Below are 20,302 nucleotides of genomic sequence, written 5' to 3'. Positions count from 1 at the left end.
CGCCCCCGGCCGGTGGCGGCGAGCGTAGTCCGCTACGCGATCTCGGCGTGACGCCCCGCGTTAGCTCACGTAGCCGGCGCGGGCTCAGCCCAGGCGGGCCCGCAGCTCGCGCTTGAGCACCTTGCCGTAACTGTTCTTCGGCAGCTCGTCGACGAATTCGTAGCGCTTCGGCCGTTTGAACCGCGCGATGCGTTCGAGCAGGTGGGCATCCAGATCGGCCGCCGAGACGTCGCCGACGACGAACGCGACGACCACCTCGCCCCACTCGTCGTCCGGGGCGCCCACCACGCCGGCCTCGACGACGGCGGGGTGTTCCAGCAAGACCTCTTCGACCTCGCGCGGATAGATGTTGCTGCCACCGCTGATCACGACGTCCTTGGACCGGTCCCGCAACGTCAGGAAACCGTGCTCGTCGAACGAACCCATGTCCCCGGTGCGCAGCCAACCGTCCGGAAGAGTCGACGCGGTGGCCTCGGGGTTGTTCCAGTAGCCCGACATCACCACGTCTCCGCGGCACACGATCTCACCGATCTCACCGGCGTCGGCGCGCTCGCCGTCCGGTCCCAGCACCGCGACGTCGACCCCTGAGCGCGCGTACCCGACCGAGCCGAGCACGGCGTCGGGGGCCCATCCGTCACCGGCGAGGTGGTCGCGCCGGCGCAGTCCGGTGATCGTCATCGGCGCCTCGCCCTGTCCGTACAGCTGCACGAAGACGGGGCCGAACGCCGCCATCGCCTTCTTCAGGCTGTCGACGTACATGGGCCCGCCGCCGTAGACGAGGGTTTTCAGGTTCGCCGGGCGCGCACGGCCGGTCTGCACCAGCCGGGCCACCATGGTCGGCGCCAGGAACGCGCTGGCGCCTGGATGCTGCTCGCACAGGTCGAGGAATTCGTCGGGGTCGAACGCACCCGAGGCGGGCACCACCTGGCGTGCCCCCCGAGAAACGTACGGCGGCACATACAGACCCGAACCGTGCGACATCGGGGCGCCGTGGATCAGGCTGCAGTTCTGGTCGGGGGAGTCGAAGTCCGCCAGATGTGACACGGTCATCGCTATCAGATTCCGGTGCGACAGCATTGCGCCCTTGGAGCGCCCCGTGGTGCCGCTGGTGTAGAACAACCACGCCAACTGGGCCGGATCGGTGTGCCGAGGCGGTGCCAGCGTCTCACCGATGCAACGGCTCTCGTATTCGGGCCAGTCGATCATCTCCAACCGGGTAGATGTCACCGGTGCGAGTTGGGCGCCGATCTTGGCCGACACGAAGGCCAGGGCCGCCCCGGAGTCGGTGAGAATCTGCTCCATCTCGCGGGGGTGGAGCTTGTAGTTGAGCGGTACGAACACGCATTCTGCCGCCCAGATCGCGAACATCAACTCGATCATGCGCGGGTTGTTCTCGCCAGCCACCGCGACGCGGGCGCCGGGACCGAGAGCCCGCAATGAGTTGGCGAGCCGTAAGGCTCTGTCCCGCAGCGAAGCCCAGGTTTCGATTTGGCGCTCACCGTGGTACACCGCGCCGCGGTCGCCGTGACGTGCCGCGGTCTGGTCGAGCAGGGCGAACAGGTTCATGACGGAGAACCGTCCGGAACCCACCGGGCGTTGAGTGCGAAGTCGGACAGGTACTTGGTCGAACTCCAGCCGCCGTCGACCACGATCGTCTGCCCGTTGATGAAGCTGCCGCCCTCCGAGCACAGGAACGCCACGGTGGCGGCGACGTCCTCGACCCGGCCGAGGCGCTGATGAGGGGTCATCTCGGTGTTGATCTTGCGGAAGCGCTCGTCCTCCAGCCTGGTCGCCACCATCGGCGTCAACGTGACGCCGGGCGCAACGGCGTTGCACCGGATTCCCTGTGCGCCGTACTGGCAGGCGATATGAGTGGTCAGCGCCGTCAAACCGCCCTTGGCGGCCGAGTACGCACCGCCGCGCAGGCCGCCCACCACGGCGAACGTCGACGTCACGTTGATGATCGCCGAGCCAGGTTGCATGTGCCCGATCACGTCGCGGGCCAGCCGGAACGGGGCCCGCAGCATGATGCCGAGAAACCGGTCCAAGGTTTCGTCGTCGGTCTCGTGCAGCGGCTTCGGACTGCCGATCCCGGCGTTGTTGACCAGGAAATCGATTCGGCCCCAACGCTCCAGCGCCGCGGACACGATACGCTGCGGCGCGTCGTCCTCGGTCAGGTCGACCGCCAGCGTCCCGATCCGGCCCGGTTCCGGGGCAACCTTCTCCAGCTCGGCGAGCCGGTTCCGGTCGCGTCCGGTGCCCAGCACCGCCATCCCGTGCGCGGCAAGGGTTGTCGCACAACCGAACCCGATACCGCTGCTGGCGCCGGTGACGATCGCTACCTGCATGTCGATGACTCCTTCGCCAGGTCGGCTCTGATCATGTGCTTGAGCACCTTGCCCGCATCGTTCTTCGGTAGCGCGTCGACGAGCACCACCTCCTCGGGCACCTTGAACTTCGCGACGCCCCGGGCGATGAGGAACTCGTACAAGTCTGTGACGTCCGGCCCCGACAGCCCGTCGGCGACGATCACCGCACAGGCTCGCTCTCCGGTCCGCGCGTCGGGGACACCGACGACCGCGATCTCCGCGATGCGGGGATGGGTGACGAGGATGTCCTCGACCTCCTTGGGCGAAATGTTCTCGCCGTTGCGGATGATGATGTCCTTGGCCCTGCCGGTGACCACCAGATGACCGTCGTCGGTGACGTGGCCCAGATCGCCGGTGCGGAAATAGCCGTCGTCGTCGAAGCAGTCGCGCGTGTCCTCGGCGTGCAGATATCCGGTCAGCATCTGCGGGCCGCGCGCCCGGATCTCACCGTCGACCAGCCTGATGCTGGCGATGCCCGGCCGGCCGTCGGTATCGGCGGCCCGGTCGACGTCGTCGAGCGATCCCACCGTGGTCACCGGCACTTCGGTGGACCCGTACACCCGGCTCACCGCGGCGTCGGCGAAATAGGCGGCTGCGCGGCGGATCAGCGACGGCGGCACCGACGCACCGCCGCAGATGAACACCTTCAGATCCGGAAGCCTGGTGTCGGCGCGCTCGGCGGCGGCCAACAAACCGTGCAGGAACGGCGTCGCGCCGGCCATGTGGGTGCACCGGTGTTCGAGCATGAGCGCCACCGCGGCATCGGGATCCCACCGTTGCATCAGCACCGCCTGCGTACCGAGCAGCAGAGGGCACTCGAACGCGTAGATCGAGCCGCCGATGTGGGCGATCGGCGACGGCACCAGGAACGTGTCGCCTGGTGCGATGCGCCAGTAGCTGCCCAGCTGTGAGATCAGTGCCGCGATCGACTCGTGGCTGTGCAGTACGCCTTTCGGGCGGCCGGTGGTGCCGGAGGTGTACATGATCATCCGGGTGGCGGCTGGGTCCGGCTCCGGCAGTGTCGGCTGTCCTCCCGTGGTCGGCTCGGTCGGCTCTGCCAACAGGTCGGTGAGCGACAGCCGTCCCGCCTCCCCGCGGACCACCACAACCTCCGGCGGCGACGGCAGGCCGGCGACCACACGAGCGAGCATCGCGGCGTAGTCATGCCCCCCGAAGGACTGCGGGATGAAGATCGCGCGGCTGTCGGAGTCGGCGAGGATGAACGACAGCTCCCGGTCGCGCAGCGAAGGAAGGATCGGGTTGACGACCATGCCGGCCAGCGTGGCACCGAGGTAGATGATCGCGGCCTCATGCCAATTGGGCACCGTGAACGACACCACGCTGCCCGCCGGCATACGACGGCGCAGGGCGTGCGCCAATGCCGTTGCCTTCTCCGACAACTCGGCACACGTCAGCGACGTCGTGTCGTCCCGCACCAGGATCCGGTCCGGGGCGTCGCGAGCGGCGGCGCGCAGCGCGTCGGCCAGGGTGCCACTCACCGTGCGTCCCGACTCAGGTCTGATCGTGCGTCCCGACTCAGGTCTGATTGTGCGTCCCGACTCAGGTCTGATCGTGCGTCCCGACTCAGGTCTGATCGTGCGTCCCGCACGCGGCGCATCGTCATCGCGTGCCGGAACCTCGACGACGGATGGGTGTTCACGGTGACCTGAGCGATCTCGCCGTCGGAGGTGGTGTAGCTGCGCTGCATCTGCAGCGCGGCAGTACCGGGCTCGGCCTGCAACCGGGCAGCGAGGTCGATGTCGAGCACCACTGCCGAGATCTCCTGGTGCACCTCGACGATGCTGACACCGAACAGGTCCTCAAGGAGCGGGAAGATCGGCCCGGTATGACGGTGCAGCAGCCTGCCCACCGCGGCGAAACTGCGATTGATGAAGTACTCGGTCCGGCAGATCGGCGCGGTCTGGTCGTCGGCGCGGCGAAACCCGGTGACCGCCAGCCACTGCGATCCCGGCGTGAGCCCGGTCCGGGCGGCCAGCGCGTCGTCGACGGTGACCATCGCGTTGGTCTCGATGGCGAAGCGCGCGCCCTGGGCGAAGGCCAGCAGGTCGTCGATCGACACCACATCCTGGGCGTACGAGTTCGTGCTGGGGCGGGGAACCACCAGAGTGCCGGCGCGGGGCCGGGATTGGACGAGATTGTCGTCCCGCAGCCGGCGCAGCGCCTCGCGGATGGTGTAGCGGCTGACCGCGAAGCGCTCGCACAGTTCGTGTTCGGTGGGCAGTTGTGAACCCACCGGGTAGACGCCGTCGACGATTTCCTTGCGCAGTGTGCGCGCCACCTGCAGGTAGCGGTGATCACCGGCGGTGGCGGTCATATCGGCTCCTCGCGCAAGCGCTCGTCGGTCATATCGGCTCCTCGCGCAAGCGCTCGTCGGTCATATCGGCTCCTCGCGCAAGCGCTCGTCGGTCATAACCGGGCAATCGCCAGCACGCTGCCATCGCCGTCAGCCGACACGTACAGCGTGCCGTCGGGCCCGGACGTCACCCCGGCGAACGGTCCCTGCGGACCGGAGAACGGCGGCATGCCTTTGAGCGGTTTGGGTTCGACTCCCGGCGGCGCGCCGACGGCGAGCCCCGCGGCCACCGTGGTACGGGCTTTGGTGGACAGGTCGAACTCGACGAGCTCCTTGGCGCCGGCGTCGACGATGTAGAGCCTGCCGTTGCACACGTGGATCCCCTGTGGACGTTGTAGGCCGTCGACGACTATGTCGACGCCACCGGAGCCGACGCGCACGATCCGGCCGGCGCCCGACTCGGCCACCAACGGCGCACCGTCGGGGTCGGTGGCCACACCGACGGGTTCCCGTAGTCCGGTTGCCAGCGTCTCGGTGCCGCCTGCGCGCACGGCCAGCACCCGTCCGGTGCCGAGTTCGGCGACCACGATCGTGCCGTCGGTGGCTACGTCGATGCCGTAGAGCTGATCGAACTCCGTGGCCAGGAAGTCGGTTTCGCCGTCAGTGGGGCGGTAACGGGCCACCTGACCGCCGGAGGTGGTGACGACGAACTCGCCCGCGCCGACGGCGGTGACCCCGCGCAGGAACCCGGGATAACCGGCAGAGAACAGCATCCCGACGGTATGGAGCGATCCGTCGGGGCTCACCTGATAGAAGTACGTGCCGTCGGCGACGTAAAGGCGTCCGTCGGCCACTGTCAGGTCCAGCGGCCAGTTCAGGCCGCCGGGCAACAGCGTCGAAGTCCGCCCGTCGGAGTGGATCTCGGTGATCTCCCCGGTGAAGTTCGACACGAACAGCCGCTCACCGACCAGAGTCAGGTTGTCCAGGCCCGGATTCAGCTGCGCAAGAACAGTTCTCTCCCCGCTACGGGGATCGATGCGCAGCACCTGGCCACTGGCCACCTGGGTCGACACGATGAAGCCGTCGGAATCGAATTTCACCGCATCGGGCACCCCGAGGTCCGCGGCCACCCGCTGCGGCTCGCCCCCGTCGGGTTCTACCCGCCAGATCTCGTTGGCCGTCATCAGCGGGTAGTACAGCAGTCCGTCGGGTCCCACCTCCATCGCGTTGGGCGAGGGAAGGTTGTCCAGCAGGACGCGGGGAGCGCCGCCGTCGAGCGGCAGTTCCATCAGCCGGCCGCCGTCGCGGCATTCGCCGATGAACAACCGGCCGCGGTGCACCGTGATCCCGTTCGCGCAGGGCAGGTCGTCGCGCAGCACCCGCGACCGGCCGGTGGTGTCCCGGGCCGAGACCCGGCCGTCCATCACCTCGGTCGCGAACAGGGTGCCGTCGTCGCCGAACGCGACGTCGTCGGGGGCGATGATGTCCCCGCCCTTCGGGCTGACAGTCTCAAGCCGCCCCGACTCGAGGTCCAGCGCGCTGATCTGACTTCCCGTCACCTGGGCCACGTAGACCCGGCCGTCGGGGCCGGTGCGCAGGCCGTTCGCGCCGTACAGACGGCTGGGCGCGGTCAGCCTACGGACCTGCCATCCTGCGGCGGTCCACGGTTCGGGCGCGGCGTACCGGGCATTCATGCGATCGGACGTTAGCAAGCGCTGCTAGTCCAGACAATAGGCGCGTAACCGCCGCAATCTCGGCCTTGACGCTCACATAATCCCTGCGGAATAGTGTTCTGCAATATGCAGAGCACCATTATTTGTCCGGACAATTGACGTGACGGGAACCGTTCGCACAGGTATCCCGCTCAGCCTCGACGGCCGGGTCGTCGTCGTCTCCGGCGCCGGCGGCGGGGGCATCGGCACCACCGTCACCCGGCTGGCCGCCGAGGCGGGCGCCACGGTCGTCGCGGTCAGCCGTTCCTCGGCCAACCTCGACGAACACGTCGCACCGCTCGCCCAGCGGGGGCTGGCCGTCGTCCCGGTATCCGCCGACGCGTCCACCGATGACGGCATCGCGACCGTGCTCGACACGGTGCGTCGCACCGACGGCCGCCTCTACGGTCTGGTGAACATCGCCGGCGGTGCGGCACCGTCGACGTGGATGCCGTCGACCCGCGTCAGCCGTGACGACTGGCGCGCCCTGTTCGCCGCGAACCTTGAGACCACGTTCTTCATGAGCCAGGCCATCAGTAGCGAGTTGCGCGGCCAGGGCAATCCGGGGTCGATCGTGTCCGTGTCGTCGATCAGCGGCATGAACACCGCGCCGTTTCACATCGCCTATGGAACGGCCAAAGCGGCGATCGTCGCGATGACCCGGACCATGGCCGTCGAGCTCGCGCTCGATGGCATCCGCGTGAACGCGGTGGCGCCCGGGGTCACCGAGACAGCGGCGTCGCGCATGTACGTCGACGAGGATCCCGAACGCGACCGCACCGCGATCGCGATGGGGCGCCGCGGCACCCCGGAGGAGCAGGCCGGCGCGATCCTGTTCCTGCTGTCCGACCTGTCGAGCTACATCACCGGGCAGACCCTGCTCGTCGACGGCGGGCTGAACCTCAAGTGGAGCCACCTCGGTGCCGACAACACGTCGCTGTTCCTCAAGGACGAATCCTTCCGACAAGCCATCAGCCGGCCCTGAAAGGAAGAGCATGACCCACACCGAATCCGATCTCGACGCCGCGATCGAGGTCGACGGCGATCCGGACGACTCGACCGGCCAGATCGCCGAGGACCTGTCGGAGCCGACTACCATCCCGGTCGAGGCCTACATCTCCGAGGAGTATGCGCGCGCCGAACGCGACAAGCTGTGGCGCAAGGTGTGGCAGCAGGTGGGCCGCGTCGAAGAGATCCCCGAAGTCGGCAGCTACCTGACCTACGACATCCTCGACGACTCGATCATCGTGGTTCGCACCGGTGAGACCACCTTTGCCGCCCACCACAACGTCTGTATGCACCGCGGACGACGGCTCGTCGACACGCCGGACGGCGCGAAGAACGCGGTCGGCCGGGCCCGCAAGTCGTTCGTCTGCGGATTCCACGGCTGGACATACGGTTTGGACGGTACGTGCACGCACATCCGGGAACAGGACGACTGGAAGGGTGTGCTCACCCCGCGCAACACCCACCTGGCGCCGGTGCAGGTGGACACCTGGGGCGGCTGGCTGTTCATCAACATGGACCCCGACTGCGAGCCGCTGGCCGACTACCTGTTCCCGGCGTCGAAGATCCTCGAACCGTTCGGTCTGGAGAACATGCGCTACAAGTGGCGCAAATGGCTGTACTTCGACTGCAACTGGAAGGTCGCGATGGAGGCCTTCAACGAGACCTACCACGTGTTCACCACCCACCCGGAGTTCAACAGGTTCGGCGAATTCAAGGGCTGGGCCAAAGCCCAGGGCAAGCACAGCAACATCGGCTACGACGCACCTAAGGGCATGGACGAGACCAAGTCCAAGATCCGTCTCGGCACCGGTGATCCGCGCATCTCGACCGCCGAGATGCAGGTCTACACCATGGAAGAGACCAACGCGACCACCACGCAGACACTGGTCAACGCCGCCAAGCGGCTGGTCGACGAACTGCCCGAGGGCACCCCCGCCGACCAGGTCCTGCAGCACTGGCTCGCGTCCGCGCGTCGCGACGACGAAGCCCGCGGGGTGATCTGGCCGACGATCCCACCGGACATCCTCGGCCAGAGCGGTACGGCGTGGCAGCTGTTCCCGAATTTCCAGATCGGTCAGGGACTCACGAGCGCGTTGTGCTACTCGGCCCGGCCCGATCCGAGCTACGACCCGAACAAGTGCATCTTCGAGGTCGCGGTGTTCGAGCTGTACCCGAAAGGCGAAGAGCCCGAGACCGAGTGGGCCTACACGCCGAAGGACTCGCCGAACTGGCTGTCGGTGCTGCCACAGGACTTCTCCAACATGGCCGCCGTGCAGCAGGGGATGAAGTCGGCCGGCTTCCCGGGCACACTTCCCAACCCCTACCGCGAACGCAGCACCGTGAACCTGCACCACCAACTGTCCAAGTACATGGGAACGGGCGAACCCCGCGAGATCTAGCGATTCCGGCGTCAGAAGGAGGAACTGTGCAGACCTGCGGGCCGACCGCCACACCGACCGACATCGACATCCCGGCACTGAGGGAGAAGTACGCGCAGGAGCGGGCCAAGCGGCTGCGCCCCGAGGGCGCCTCGCAATACCTGGAACTCGAAGGCGATCTCGCCGAGTTCTACGAGGTGGACCCCTACACGACGGTGGTCGAGCGTGACCCGGTCGCCGAGGACGTCGAGGTCGTGATCCTCGGCGGCGGGTTCGCCGGGTTGCTCGCCGGGGCGTACCTGCGAAAAGCCGGGGTGACCGGAATCCGCGTTGTCGAGATGGCCGGTGACTTCGGCGGCGTGTGGTACTGGAACCGCTTCCCCGGCATCCAGTGCGACAACGACGCGTACTGCTACATCCCGCTGCTCGAGGAACTCGGCTTCATGCCGAGCAAGAAGTTCGCCGACGGGGCCGAGATCTTCGGCCACTGCCGCAACATCGGAAAGCACTTCGGACTCTACGACGGGGCGCTGTTCTCCACCCAGGTGCGCGAACTGGTGTGGGACGACGAACTGCAGCGCTGGCGGATCAGCACCGACCGCGGCGACGACATCCGGGCCCGGTTCGTGGTCATGGCGCAGGGCTCCTACAACCGCCCGAAGCTGCCCGGCATCCCCGGCATCAAGGACTACCGGAACGCCGGCGGGCACGTGTTCCACTCCGCCCGCTGGGATTACGACTACACCGGCGGTGACGCCGACGGCGGCCTGCACAAGCTGGCCGACAAGCGCGTCGCACTGGTCGGCACCGGCGCGACCGGAGTCCAGCTGGTACCCCATCTCGGCCGGGATGCCGAGCGGCTGTTCGTTTTTCAGCGGACACCGTCGTCGGTGGACGAGCGGGTCAACACCCCTACCGATCCGGCGTGGGCGGCCTCGCTGCAGCCAGGCTGGCAGGAGGAGCGCAAACGGAACTTCCACAACTGGTCGCCGTTCGTCGGGGTCGTGTTCGGCGAGCCCGACCTGGTGTGCGACTTCTGGACCGAACTCGGCCGCAATCTGACCGCGCGCATCGCGAGCAGCCCCGACCCCACCGCGGTGACGATCGAACAGATCATGGCGTTCCGCGAGGAGGAGGACTACAAGATCATGGAGCGGCTGCGGCGCCGCGTCGCAGCCCTCGTCGAGGACCCCGCCACGGCAGAAGCCCTCAAGCCGTACTACCGGTTCATGTGCAAGCGGCCGTGTTCGAGCGAGCAGTATCTGTCCACCTTCAACAGGCCCAACGTGACGTTGGTGGATGTGTCGGAATCCAAAGGCGTGGAGAGGCTGACCGAGAAGGGGATCGTCGCCAACGGTGTCGAGTACGAGGTCGACTGCGTCATCTTCGCCAGCGGCTTCGAGATCTCGACCGAGATCAGCCGCCGGTACGCGATCGACCGCATCGTGGGCCGGGACGGGCTCTCCCTCTTCGACCATTGGCACGACAGCTACAAGACGCTGCACGGGATGACGAGCCGCGGTTTCCCGAATCAGTTCTTCATGGGCTTCATCCAGGGCGGCGTATCGGCGAACACCACGGCGATGTTCGAGCAGCAGGCCGAACACATCGCCTACATCATCGCCGAGGCGCAGGGCCGTGGTGCGACGACCGTCGAGCCCTCCCAGGAGGGCCAGGACACCTGGGTGGCGACCGTCCGGGAGCTGGCCATCGACAACTCGGCATTCGAACTATCCTGCACGCCAGGCTATTACAACAACGAGGGCCGCGGCGGCGCGGAGAACAACGGCTCGTTCCTCGGCGACTTCTACTCGCCGGGTTTCTACGCGTTCGGCGACCTGATCGCCGATTGGCGGGCGACGGGCGCCCTCGAAGGCCTCGAGCTCCGTGGCTGACCTGCGGTTCGACGGCCGTGTCGCCGTGGTCACCGGTGCCGGCCGCGGGCTGGGGCGCGCGTATGCGCTGATGCTGGCGACCCACGGCGCCAAGGTCGTGGTCAACGATCCCGGCGGTGCCCTCGACGGTGAGGGCACCGACACCGGTCCGGCCCAGGCCGTCGTGGACGAGATCGCCTCCGCCGGGGGCGAAGCCGTCGCCAGCACCGGCAGTGTCGCCACCCCGGACGGGGGACAGGCCATCATCGCCACGGCGCAGGAGCGCTTCGGCGGCGTCGACATCCTGGTTCACAACGCCGGCATCGTGCGTCGTGCACCGCTGGCGGAGATGACCTACGACGACTTCGAAGCCGTGCTCGACGTGCACCTGCGCGGCGCCTTTCACGTGGTGCGTCCCGCGTTCCCGGCGATGTGCGACGCCGGCTACGGCCGCATCGTGCTGACGTCGTCGATCGGTGGGCTCTACGGCAACCACGAGGTCGCGAATTATGCCGTGGCCAAGGCGGGCGTGATCGGGCTGTCCAACGTCGCAGCGATGGAGGGCGCGGCCCACAACGTGACCAGCAATGTCATCGTGCCCGCCGCGGTGACCCGGATGGCCGCCGGCATCGACACCTCGGCGTACCCCCCGATGGGGCCGGAACTCGTCGCGCCCGTCGTCGGCTACCTGGCCCACGAAAGCTGTTCGGTTACCGGCGAGATGTTCATCGCGCTGGCCGGCCGCGTCGCCACCGCGGCCGTCACCGAATCCGTTGGCGTGTACCGGCCGTCGTGGACCATTGCCGACGTCGCCGAGAACCTCGACGCGATCCGGGACCGGTCGGCGCCGCTCACGTTCCCGGTGGTTCCGGACGGCCACAGCGACCACATCCGGTACAGCTTCGCGATGGCGAGCCAGAGCGGATCACGGCGATGAGCGCTTGCGCGAAGAGCAGACTACAAAGGCCGCTCGATGGCTGACAACGGACCGCTGGCGGGCATCCGCGTCGTCGATCTCACCGCGATGGTGATGGGTCCGTACTGCACCCAGATCATGGCCGATATGGGCGCCGACGTCATCAAGGTCGAACCGCCCGAGGGCGACAACACCCGCTTCATCTCGGTCGGTCCTGTCTCGGGCATGAGCGGGGTGTTCGTCAACGTCAACCGCGGCAAGCGCAGTGTGGTGCTGGATCTGCGCTCCGAGGAGGGCAAGGTCGCGATGCGGGCGCTGGTGGGACGCGCCGACGTGTTCATCCACTCGATGCGGTCGAAGGCGATCGCGAAACTGGGCCTCGGCTACGACGACGTCGCCGCGATCAACCCGTCGATCGTCTACACCAACTGCTACGGGTACGGGCGGCGCGGGCCGGAGCGGGACCGCCCCGCCTACGACGACACCATCCAGGCGGAGTGCGGAATCCCGGCTGTGCAGCGGCAACTCACCGGTGAGGCCGACTACGTCGGCACCATCATCGCCGACAAGGTGGCCGGCCTGACGGCCCTCTACGCGACCACGATGGCGCTGTTCCACCGGGAGCGGACCGGGGAGGGCCAGGAGGTCGAGGTCGCCATGTTCGAGACGATGGCCTCGTTCATGCTGGTCGAACATGCCAACGGCGCCATGTTCGACCCCCCGCTCGGGCCGGCCGTGTATCCGAGGACCGTCGCTCCGAACCGCCGTCCCTACCGCACCAAGGACGGCTACATCGCCGCGCTGATCTACAACGACAAGCACTGGAACGCATTCATCGACGCGGTGCAACCGGCCTGGTCCTCGCAGACCTACGCCACGCTGGAAGCCCGCGCTCACCAGATCGACGCGGTGTACGGGCTCGTCGCCGAGACGCTGGCCGAGCGGACCACCGCCGAATGGCTGGACCTGTTCCGGGAACTGGAGATTCCCGCCGCACCGCTGAACACCCCCGACGCGTTGTTCGTCGACCCGCACCTGAACGCGGTGGGCCTGTTCGAGACCGTGCACACCCCGCACGGCCCGGTCAGGTTCCCCGGCGTGCCGACCTGGTTCTCCCGCACGCCGGGCCGGGTGCGAGGGCCGGCCCCGGAACTCGGCGCGGACACCGCGGCGGTGCTCGACGAACTCGGCCTCGGCGCGGGATAGGAGCAACCGATGGACTTCGACATGGGCAAGCGCGCCGCGGACCTGCGCCGCGAGCTCCGCGATCTGGTGAACGAGCATGTGCCCGAGCACTTCCTCGGCGCGTTCACCGATGACCCGGCCGACCTGGAGACCGCGCAGGCGTTCTGCCGCACCCTGGCCGAACGCAACCTGTTGTGCCTGGCCTGGCCCGAGCAGTTCGGCGGCAGTGGCGCGTCGGTGTGGGAGCAGACGGTGGTGCGCGAGGAGATGTGGGCCCACCACGAACCGCGCGGCGCGCAGTACATGGGGGTCAACTGGGTCGGCCCGATCATCATGCGCCACGGCACCGAAGAACAGCAGCGTCAACACCTCCCGCCCATCGCCGCGGGTGAGGTGATCTGGTGCCAGGGCTTCTCCGAGCCCGAAGCGGGTTCGGATCTGGCGTCGCTACGCACCTACGCTCGCCCGGCCGAGGACGGCGACGGGTGGCTGGTCAGCGGTCAGAAGATCTGGACGTCGTACGCGACGATGGCGCAGTGGTGTTTCCTGCTCGCGCGCACCTCGAAGGTGGGGGAGGGCGCGACCCGGAAGAAGCAGCAGGGTCTGACGATCTTCCTTGTGCCGATGGACGATCCGGCGATCACGGTGCGCCCGATCCGCACCATGCTGGGCCCGCACCACCTGAACGAGGTGTTCTTCGACGACCTGAGGGTCACCGAGGCCGACGTACTCGGCACCGTCGACGCAGGCTGGTCGATCGTGCAGGACGTGATGGCGTTCGAACGCGTCGGCATTGCGAGATACGCCCGCTGCGAACGGCTTTTGGCGGCGGCACCGGCGGTGCTGGGGGACCGGTGGGAGTCGCTGCCCGCCGAGCTGCGGGGCCGCTGGATCCGGATGCTGACCCACTGTCGCCGCGCCCGGCTGCTCGCCTACCGGGTGGTGGCGCTGCAGAGCAGCGGTCGCATCACCCCCGGCGACGCGTCGGCCTACCGCATCGCGGTCACCACACTGGACCAGGACAGCGCGGAGGTGTTGATGGACATCGCGGCGCAGGTGTGCCATGACGACCACCGCGCGGCGTGGTTCCTCGGTGAGGTCGACGACCACTGGCGCTACTCGCAGGCGTCCACTGTGTCCTCGGGGAGCATTGAGATGCAACGTATTCTGCTGTCCCGCGCAATGCTCTCAGCAGGGGCTGGGAAATGATCCTGGATCTCAGCGACGACGCGCTGGAATACGGCAGGCAGGCCCGGCACGCTTTCGAAAACGCCGGCGGAGACCGGCTGGTCGAACAGGCCGAGGCCGCGCCCGACACCCGTGCAGCACTGGTCGGTCCCGTCCTGGACGGCCTCGGCGCGTGGGATCTGGACCCGCGCGCCGACGCCGACGGGCTGGAAGCCGCTGCCGCCCTGTGCCGCAGTGCCGGTTACTGGGCGCTGCCGTACCCGCTCGCCGAGCGGTTGGCCGCACCCGCGGACCTTGATGTCGACGGCCTGGTCGTGGCCGGCGGCGCCCGCCCGGCCGCCGCGATCGCCGGTCTGGATCTGCGTTGGGCCGCAGTCGATCTCGACGGCAACCGGTCGCTGGTCGCCGGGCACCGCGGTACCGGGCCGGCGTTCGTCACGGAGCTGGAGCTCTCTCCCGTCGACAATGCCGGCGCCGCGGACGTCGCTCTGGCACTGGTGCTGCCGTGCTGGAGCCTGCTGGGCATGCTCGACCGCGCGGTGGCGCTGACCGTCGCGCACGTGAGCCTGCGTCAACAGTTCGGCCAGACACTGGCCTCGTTTCAGGGGGTGCAGTTCCAGCTCACCGACGCCGAAGTCGAGCGCAGTGGGGTGGACATCCTGGCCAAGCACGCGGTGTGGAGCATCGCCACCGACCAGCCGCACGCCGTCGACGACGCGCTCGCACTGCGGATGGCCGCCATCGAAGCCGCCGAGGTGGTGTTCCGGGTGTGCCACCAGTTGCACGGCGCGGCCGGCTTCTGCGACGAGACGACCCTGTCATGGCTGTCGCGCCACAGCCAACCGCTGCGCCGGCTGCCGTTCGGACTGTCCGCCACGCGCGACCACCTCACCCGGCGTGCCGGACGCCGCGGCCTGACGGGACTGTTCGCATGACCGTGCTCGACGAGTTTCGCGCCGAGGTCCGGGCCTGGTGCCGCGACCACATCCCGGCCGACTGGCGGGCCACCCAGACCGGGGTGAGCGACGACGAGTTCGTCCGCTTCCAGAAGGCGTGGTTCGCCGAACTGCACACCGCCGGATACGCCGTGCCGCACTGGCCGGCCGAATGGGGTGGTGGCCTCTCGGTCGACCGGCAGGTGGTGCTGTACCAGGAGCTGGCCGCCCATGATGCGCCCCGGCTCGTGTTGGCGTTCGTCGGGATCCACCACGCCGCGTCCACCCTGCTGGTCGCGGGCACCGACGAGCAGCGCCGGCGGCACCTGCCGGCAATTCTCGACGGCGAGATCTGGGTTCAGGGCTTCTCCGAACCCGAGGCGGGTTCGGATCTGGCCGCGCTGCGCACCACCGCCCGCCGGTGCGGCGCCGACGGCGAGGACTATTACGTGGTCAGCGGACAGAAACTGTGGGCCAGCGGCGGGATGCATGCCGACTGGTGCCTGTTGCTGGCCCGCACCGACCCGGATGCGCCGAAGCGCCCCGGTGCTCGAAAGAGCGCGGGCATTTCGTACTTTCTGCTGGACATGACCACCCCGGGCGTGCAGGTACGCCCGATCCGCAACGCCATCGGTGACTCGCACTTCTGCGAGATCTTCCTCGACGAGGTGAAGATTCCGGCCGCCAACCTGATCGGCGCGGAGAACAACGGCTGGCAGGTGGCGCAGGCGACGCTGGGCGCCGAGCGGGGGATGACCATGCTCGAACTCGCGGAGCGGCTCGGCACGGCCGGATTCCGCCGGCTGGTGGAGTCCGCGCCGCTGGACGACCCGATCGTCGCCGACCGATTGGCCGGGTTCGAGACCGAGATCACCGGACTGCGTGGGCTGTGCCGGCAGATCGTCGAACACGGCGCGGCCGGACCGGCGGACGCGTCGGTCGTCAAGCTGTATTACAGCGAACTGTTGCAGCGGCTGACCGATTTCGGCGCCGAGATCGGCGGCCTGGACGCTCACACCGAGCTGGCCAAGCCGATGTCGAGCGGATGGGAATCAGGTTCCTGGGTGCTGGATTTCGTGGGCTCCTGGGAGTGGACGATCCCCGGCGGTGCCAGCGAGATCCAGCGCACCATCATCGCCGAACGCGGGCTGGGCCTGCCGCGGGAACCGAGCGTCGGATGACGGACTTCTCCGAGTTCCACGACGAGCTGCGTTCGGTCGCCGGCGGTGTGCTCGCCAAGGACCGTGCCGTGGACTGGCCGGTGCTGGTGGACGCGGGCTGGCCCGGCCTGGAAGTCCCGGACAGCCTCGGCGGATCCGGGGCGACGTTCGTCGAGACGGCGGTGATCCTCGACCAGATCGGGCGTGCCGCCGGAGCGAACGCCTTCCTGGGCAGCGCAGTTCTGGCTGTCGGAGTGTTGAACAAACTGTCGCCCAGCGGTATTCGCGACGAGCTGCTCGGCGCCGTCGCATCCGGGCCCGGGCGGCTGGCCGTCGTGACGGAGGGATTCGCCGTCGACGGCGGCCGGCTGACCGGACACGCCGGCTTCGTCCCCGACGCTGTCGGCGCCGACCGGATTCTGGTCCTCGTCGGCGGCGCCGTGGCGGTGGTGGACCCGGCACAGGTGACCGTGGTTTCCCAACCGGTGGTCGACAGCACCCGGCAATTGGCAACCGTCAGCGCCGACGCGGCCGAGGTCACCGAACTGCTCCCGCTGACCGGCGCTCCGGAGACCGTGCGGCATCGCGCCGAGGTGGCGCTCGCCTGCGACAGCCTGGGTCTGGCCGAGCAGATGCTCACGGCCACTGTCGAATACGTGAAGGTGCGGCACCAGTTCGGGCGCCCCATCGGATCCTTCCAGGCCGTCAAGCACGCCTGCGCCGACATGCTGGTCGCCATCGAGGTATCGCGTCGGCTCGTCTGTGACGCGGTCCGGGTCGTCGCCGACGGCGGCGATGCCGCAGTGGCCGCCGCGATGGCGAAGTCCTACGCCTGCTCGGCCGCCGTCGACGTGGCCGGCAAGGCCATGCAGCTACACGGCGGCATCGGCTACACGTGGGAGAGCGGCATCCACGTCTATCTCAAACGCGCCACGCTGAACCGCTCGTTGTTCGGTTCGGCTGCAGCACAACGGAAACGACTCTCGCAAAGATATTCGAAAGGGATTTGACCATGGGTGTACCCGTGTACAAGCGCATTCTCGACCTGTTCGAGGCCGAGGGCGTCAACACGCTGTTCGGCATCCCCGACCCCAACTTCGTGCACATGTTCACCGAGGCCGACGCTCGAGGATGGTCGGTCGTCGCGCCGCACCACGAGCTCAGCGCGGGCTTCATGGCCGAGGCCGCCTCCCGGATGACCGGCAAGCCCGGTCTGTGCATCGGCACTCTCGGACCGGGCGTGGCCAACATCGCCGGCGCGATGATGTGCGCGCTGGTGGAGAACTCGCCGGTGATCTTCCTCGGCGGCCAGCGCGCCCGCATCACCGAGCGCCGGGTGCGTCGCGGGCGGATCCAGTTCGTCCAGCAGGAGGGGCTTTTCGCGCCGTCGGTGAAGTACAGCAGCTCGATCGAGTACGCCGACCAGACCGACGAGATTGTGCACGAGGCCATTCGGCGCGCGATGTCGGGCACTCCCGGCCCCGCCTACATCGAGTTCCCCTCGCACGTCATCCTCGAAGAGCTCAACGTGGGGGAGGCGCCGCCGCCGTCGGCGTACCGGCTGGTGAACCAGGGCGCCGGCGCACCCGAGGTGGCCCGGGCGGTCGAGTTGATCCGCCAGGCCGAGAGTCCGATCCTGTTGGTGGGACATGGCGTTCACACGTCTCGGACCCAGCAGCAGGTCAAGGAGCTGGCCGAGCTGATGGCCTGCCCGGTGATCCAGACCTCGGGCGGCACCTCGTTCATCCCGGGGTTGCAGGACCGTACCTTCCCGTACCTGTTCTCCCCGGCCGCCAATCAGGCCGTCGAGGAGTCCGACCTGTGCGTGGCGTTGGGCACCGAACTGGGTGAGCCCATGCACTACGGCCGGACCCAGCACTGGGCCGGCAACGACGCGCACCGCAAGTGGGTGTACGTCGAGCAGGATCCGACCGCGATCGGCGTGAACCGATCCTTCGACGTACCGCTGGTCGGCGATCTGCGCGGGGTGGTGCCGCAGCTGGTCGAGGCGCTGCGCGACACCCCGCGCAGCGCCTCGGCGAATCTGGATGCCCTGGTCAAGGCCGACGCCGCCGAGCTGGCCCGGGTGGCCGACGAAGCCCCGAGTGGCAGCACCCCGGTGCACCCGGCCCGCTTCGTCGTCGAGGCGACCAAAGCCTTCGACGAGTACGCCGAGGACGGAATCATGGTCCGCGACGGCGGCGCCACGGTGATCTTCCAGTGGACCTACTCGCAGACCAAACCCCGCGACGTGATCTGGAACCAGAACTTCGGCCACCTCGGCACCGGGCTGCCGTACGCCGTCGGCGCGTCGGTCGCCGAAGGTCGCAACCGCCCGGTCATGCTGCTCACCAGCGATTCGGCCTTCCTGTTCCACATCGCGGAGCTGGAGACCGCGGCGCGGGAGAACCTGCCGCTGGTCTGCGTGGTCGGCGTGGACCACCAGTGGGGCCTCGAAGTGGGGGTCTACAAGCGGACTTTCGAGCAGCCGTCGCCGCAGCCCGGTGTGCACTGGAGCAAGGACGTCCGGATGGACAAGATCGCCGAGGGCTTCGGCTGCCACGGCGAGTATGTCGAGAAGGACCACGAGATCGGTCCGGCCATCCAGCGGGCCTACGCCAGCGGCAAGACCGCGGTCGTGCACGTCTGCATCGACCCAAAGGCCAATTCCGAGGAGATGCCGAAGTACGACCGGTTCCGCACCTGGTATGCAGAAGGCACCCAGTAGGCCTAGGGATCGGCGAACCTTTGAGTAAGGATGGCACCATGCGTGAATATCTGAAGCACTACATCGACGGCCAGTGGGTCGACCCGGTCCGGCCCAACGCGCTGGAGGTGGACAACCCGACCACCGAGGAGATCTCCGGCAGGATCGCACTGGGGTCGTCGGCCGACGTCGACCTCGCGGTCACCGCGGCGCGGCGCGCGTTCGGCACCTGGTCGCAGACCACCCGCGAAGAGCGCCTCGACCTGCTCGGCGCCATCATGGCCGAATACCAGAAGCGGGCCGGTGATCTGGCCGAGGCCGTCACCGAGGAGATGGGCGCACCGGCGGGGCTGGCATCAGGCCCGCAGGTCAACCTCGGGGTGGGGCACCTGGCGACCGCGATCGATGCGCTGAAGAACTTCGAGTTCGAGGAGCAGCACGGCAGCACGCTGGTGGTCAAGGAACCGATCGGGGTGTGCGGGCTGATCACGCCGTGGAACTGGCCAATCAATCAGATCGCCTGCAAGGTGTTCCCGGCGCTGGCGACCGGCAACACGATGGTGCTCAAGCCGTCGGAGGTCGCGCCGTATTCGGCGCAGATCTTCACCGAAATCCTGGACGCCGCAGGGGTTCCCGCCGGGGTGTACAACCTCGTCTACGGTGACGGGCCCGGTGTCGGGGCCGCGATCTCCAGCCATCCCGACATCGACATGGTCTCGTTCACCGGCTCGACGCGCGCCGGCGTCGAGGTGGCGCGCAACGCGGCCCCGACCGTCAAGCGGGTCACCCAGGAGCTCGGCGGCAAGAGCCCGAACATCGTGCTCGACGACCAGGACTTCGCCAAGAGCGTGGCCGCGGGCACGTCGGTGATGATGGTGAACAGCGGGCAGAGCTGTAATGCGCCGTCGCGGATGCTGGTGCCGAATTCGCGGATGGACGAGGCGATCGCGGTGGCCCGCGAGACCGCGTCCGCGGTCAAGGTCGGCGATCGGTCCGACAAGTCCGCGATCGGGCCGGTCGCGTCGAAGGCGCAGTTCGACAAGATCCAGGGCCTGATCCAGAAGGGCATCGACGAGGGCGCCACGCTCGTCGTCGGCGGCACCGGCCGGCCCGACGGCCTCGACAAGGGCTACTACGTCAAGCCGACGGTGTTCGCCAATGTCACCAACGACATGACGATCGCCCGTGAGGAGATCTTCGGCCCGGTGCTGTGCATCCTCGGCTACGACGACATCGACCAGGCTGTCGAGATCGGCAACGACACCGAATACGGTCTGGCCGGCTACGTCTCGGGCGCCGATCTGGAGAAGGCGCGCGCGGTGGCGCGCCGCATCCGGGCCGGGTCGGTGGCGATCAACCACGGCTTCGACATGGCCGCGCCGTTCGGCGGCTACAAGCGCAGCGGCAACGGCCGGGAGTGGGGCCCGTTCGCATTCGACGAGTTCCTCGAGGTCAAGGCCGCGCTGGGCTACGCCCCGGCGTAAACCCCCGAGATCACGGCGCGCCGGGGTACGCCTGCCGCCAAACCCTGGCGTGCTCGGGCGAGCGTAGGTGT

General features: G+C 68.3%; 16 protein-coding genes. 11 read left to right on the top strand and 5 right to left on the bottom strand.

Annotated features, from left to right (window positions below; genetic code table 11):
• Positions 1-84: 84 nt before the first annotated feature.
• The 5 genes from KXD97_RS02080 to KXD97_RS02060 all read right to left on the bottom strand — a co-directional run bounded on the left by KXD97_RS02080 (position 85) and on the right by KXD97_RS02060 (position 6,377).
• Entirely contained in the window at positions 85-1,566 is a 1,482-nt protein-coding gene (locus KXD97_RS02080; protein ID WP_260755229.1) for a long-chain fatty acid--CoA ligase, read from the bottom strand.
• Positions 1,563-2,348 (bottom strand): SDR family NAD(P)-dependent oxidoreductase, encoded by a 786-nt coding sequence (locus KXD97_RS02075; RefSeq protein ID WP_260755228.1) that lies wholly within the window; start codon positions 2,346-2,348, stop codon positions 1,563-1,565. Before KXD97_RS02075 ends, KXD97_RS02080 begins: the two co-directional genes overlap by 4 nt.
• Positions 2,339-3,868, bottom strand: a complete 1,530-nt coding sequence (locus tag KXD97_RS02070; protein WP_260755227.1) for an AMP-binding protein — start codon at positions 3,866-3,868, stop codon at positions 2,339-2,341. The genes KXD97_RS02075 and KXD97_RS02070 overlap by 10 nt, the downstream gene beginning before the upstream one ends.
• Positions 3,865-4,704, bottom strand: coding sequence for a GntR family transcriptional regulator (locus tag KXD97_RS02065; RefSeq protein WP_260755226.1), 840 nt, complete (start codon positions 4,702-4,704; stop codon positions 3,865-3,867). Before KXD97_RS02065 ends, KXD97_RS02070 begins: the two co-directional genes overlap by 4 nt.
• 92 nt (positions 4,705-4,796) lie before the next feature.
• Positions 4,797-6,377, bottom strand: coding sequence for an SMP-30/gluconolactonase/LRE family protein (locus KXD97_RS02060; protein WP_260755225.1), 1,581 nt, complete (start codon positions 6,375-6,377; stop codon positions 4,797-4,799).
• Between the two features lie 139 nt (positions 6,378-6,516).
• Between KXD97_RS02060 and KXD97_RS02055 the strand changes: the two genes are divergently transcribed.
• From KXD97_RS02055 to KXD97_RS02005, 11 genes are read left to right on the top strand one after another with little or no spacing between them, the layout of a single operon-like run.
• Positions 6,517-7,380 (top strand): SDR family NAD(P)-dependent oxidoreductase, encoded by an 864-nt coding sequence (locus tag KXD97_RS02055; RefSeq protein ID WP_260755224.1) that lies wholly within the window; start codon positions 6,517-6,519, stop codon positions 7,378-7,380.
• A 10-nt stretch (positions 7,381-7,390) separates the two neighbouring features.
• Positions 7,391-8,803, top strand: coding sequence for an aromatic ring-hydroxylating dioxygenase subunit alpha (locus KXD97_RS02050; protein ID WP_260755223.1), 1,413 nt, complete (start codon positions 7,391-7,393; stop codon positions 8,801-8,803).
• A 26-nt stretch (positions 8,804-8,829) separates the two neighbouring features.
• Entirely contained in the window at positions 8,830-10,677 is a 1,848-nt protein-coding gene (locus KXD97_RS02045; protein ID WP_260755222.1) for an NAD(P)/FAD-dependent oxidoreductase, read from the top strand.
• The gene (locus tag KXD97_RS02040) at positions 10,670-11,593 is read left to right on the top strand and encodes an SDR family NAD(P)-dependent oxidoreductase (protein ID WP_260755221.1); all 924 of its coding nucleotides are present in this window, start codon (positions 10,670-10,672) and stop codon (positions 11,591-11,593) included. Before KXD97_RS02045 ends, KXD97_RS02040 begins: the two co-directional genes overlap by 8 nt.
• 36 nt (positions 11,594-11,629) lie before the next feature.
• Complete coding sequence (locus tag KXD97_RS02035; RefSeq protein ID WP_260755220.1) at positions 11,630-12,778, top strand: CaiB/BaiF CoA-transferase family protein; 1,149 nt, start codon at positions 11,630-11,632, stop codon at positions 12,776-12,778.
• A gap of 9 nt (positions 12,779-12,787) precedes the next feature.
• Positions 12,788-13,966, top strand: coding sequence for an acyl-CoA dehydrogenase family protein (locus KXD97_RS02030; RefSeq protein ID WP_260755219.1), 1,179 nt, complete (start codon positions 12,788-12,790; stop codon positions 13,964-13,966).
• A complete protein-coding gene (locus KXD97_RS02025) occupies positions 13,963-14,880 on the top strand; it encodes an acyl-CoA dehydrogenase family protein (RefSeq protein WP_260755218.1) in 918 nt (305 codons plus the stop codon). Before KXD97_RS02030 ends, KXD97_RS02025 begins: the two co-directional genes overlap by 4 nt.
• Positions 14,877-16,061, top strand: coding sequence for an acyl-CoA dehydrogenase family protein (locus KXD97_RS02020; RefSeq protein ID WP_260755217.1), 1,185 nt, complete (start codon positions 14,877-14,879; stop codon positions 16,059-16,061). The genes KXD97_RS02025 and KXD97_RS02020 overlap by 4 nt, the downstream gene beginning before the upstream one ends.
• Complete coding sequence (locus tag KXD97_RS02015; RefSeq protein WP_260755216.1) at positions 16,058-17,050, top strand: acyl-CoA dehydrogenase family protein; 993 nt, start codon at positions 16,058-16,060, stop codon at positions 17,048-17,050. Before KXD97_RS02020 ends, KXD97_RS02015 begins: the two co-directional genes overlap by 4 nt.
• Before the next feature lie 2 nt (positions 17,051-17,052).
• Positions 17,053-18,768, top strand: coding sequence for a thiamine pyrophosphate-binding protein (locus KXD97_RS02010; protein WP_260755215.1), 1,716 nt, complete (start codon positions 17,053-17,055; stop codon positions 18,766-18,768).
• A 38-nt stretch (positions 18,769-18,806) separates the two neighbouring features.
• Positions 18,807-20,231 carry an aldehyde dehydrogenase family protein gene (locus KXD97_RS02005; RefSeq protein ID WP_260755214.1) on the top strand — a complete coding sequence of 475 codons (1,425 nt, stop codon included), beginning with the start codon at positions 18,807-18,809 and terminating at the stop codon, positions 20,229-20,231.
• Positions 20,232-20,302: the final 71 nt, after the last annotated feature.

Source organism: Mycobacterium sp. SMC-8 (assembly GCF_025263565.1).
GTDB lineage: Bacteria > Actinomycetota > Actinomycetes > Mycobacteriales > Mycobacteriaceae > Mycobacterium.
Note: the sequence above shows the minus strand (reverse complement) of the source record. Positions and strands in the feature narration are given on the sequence as shown.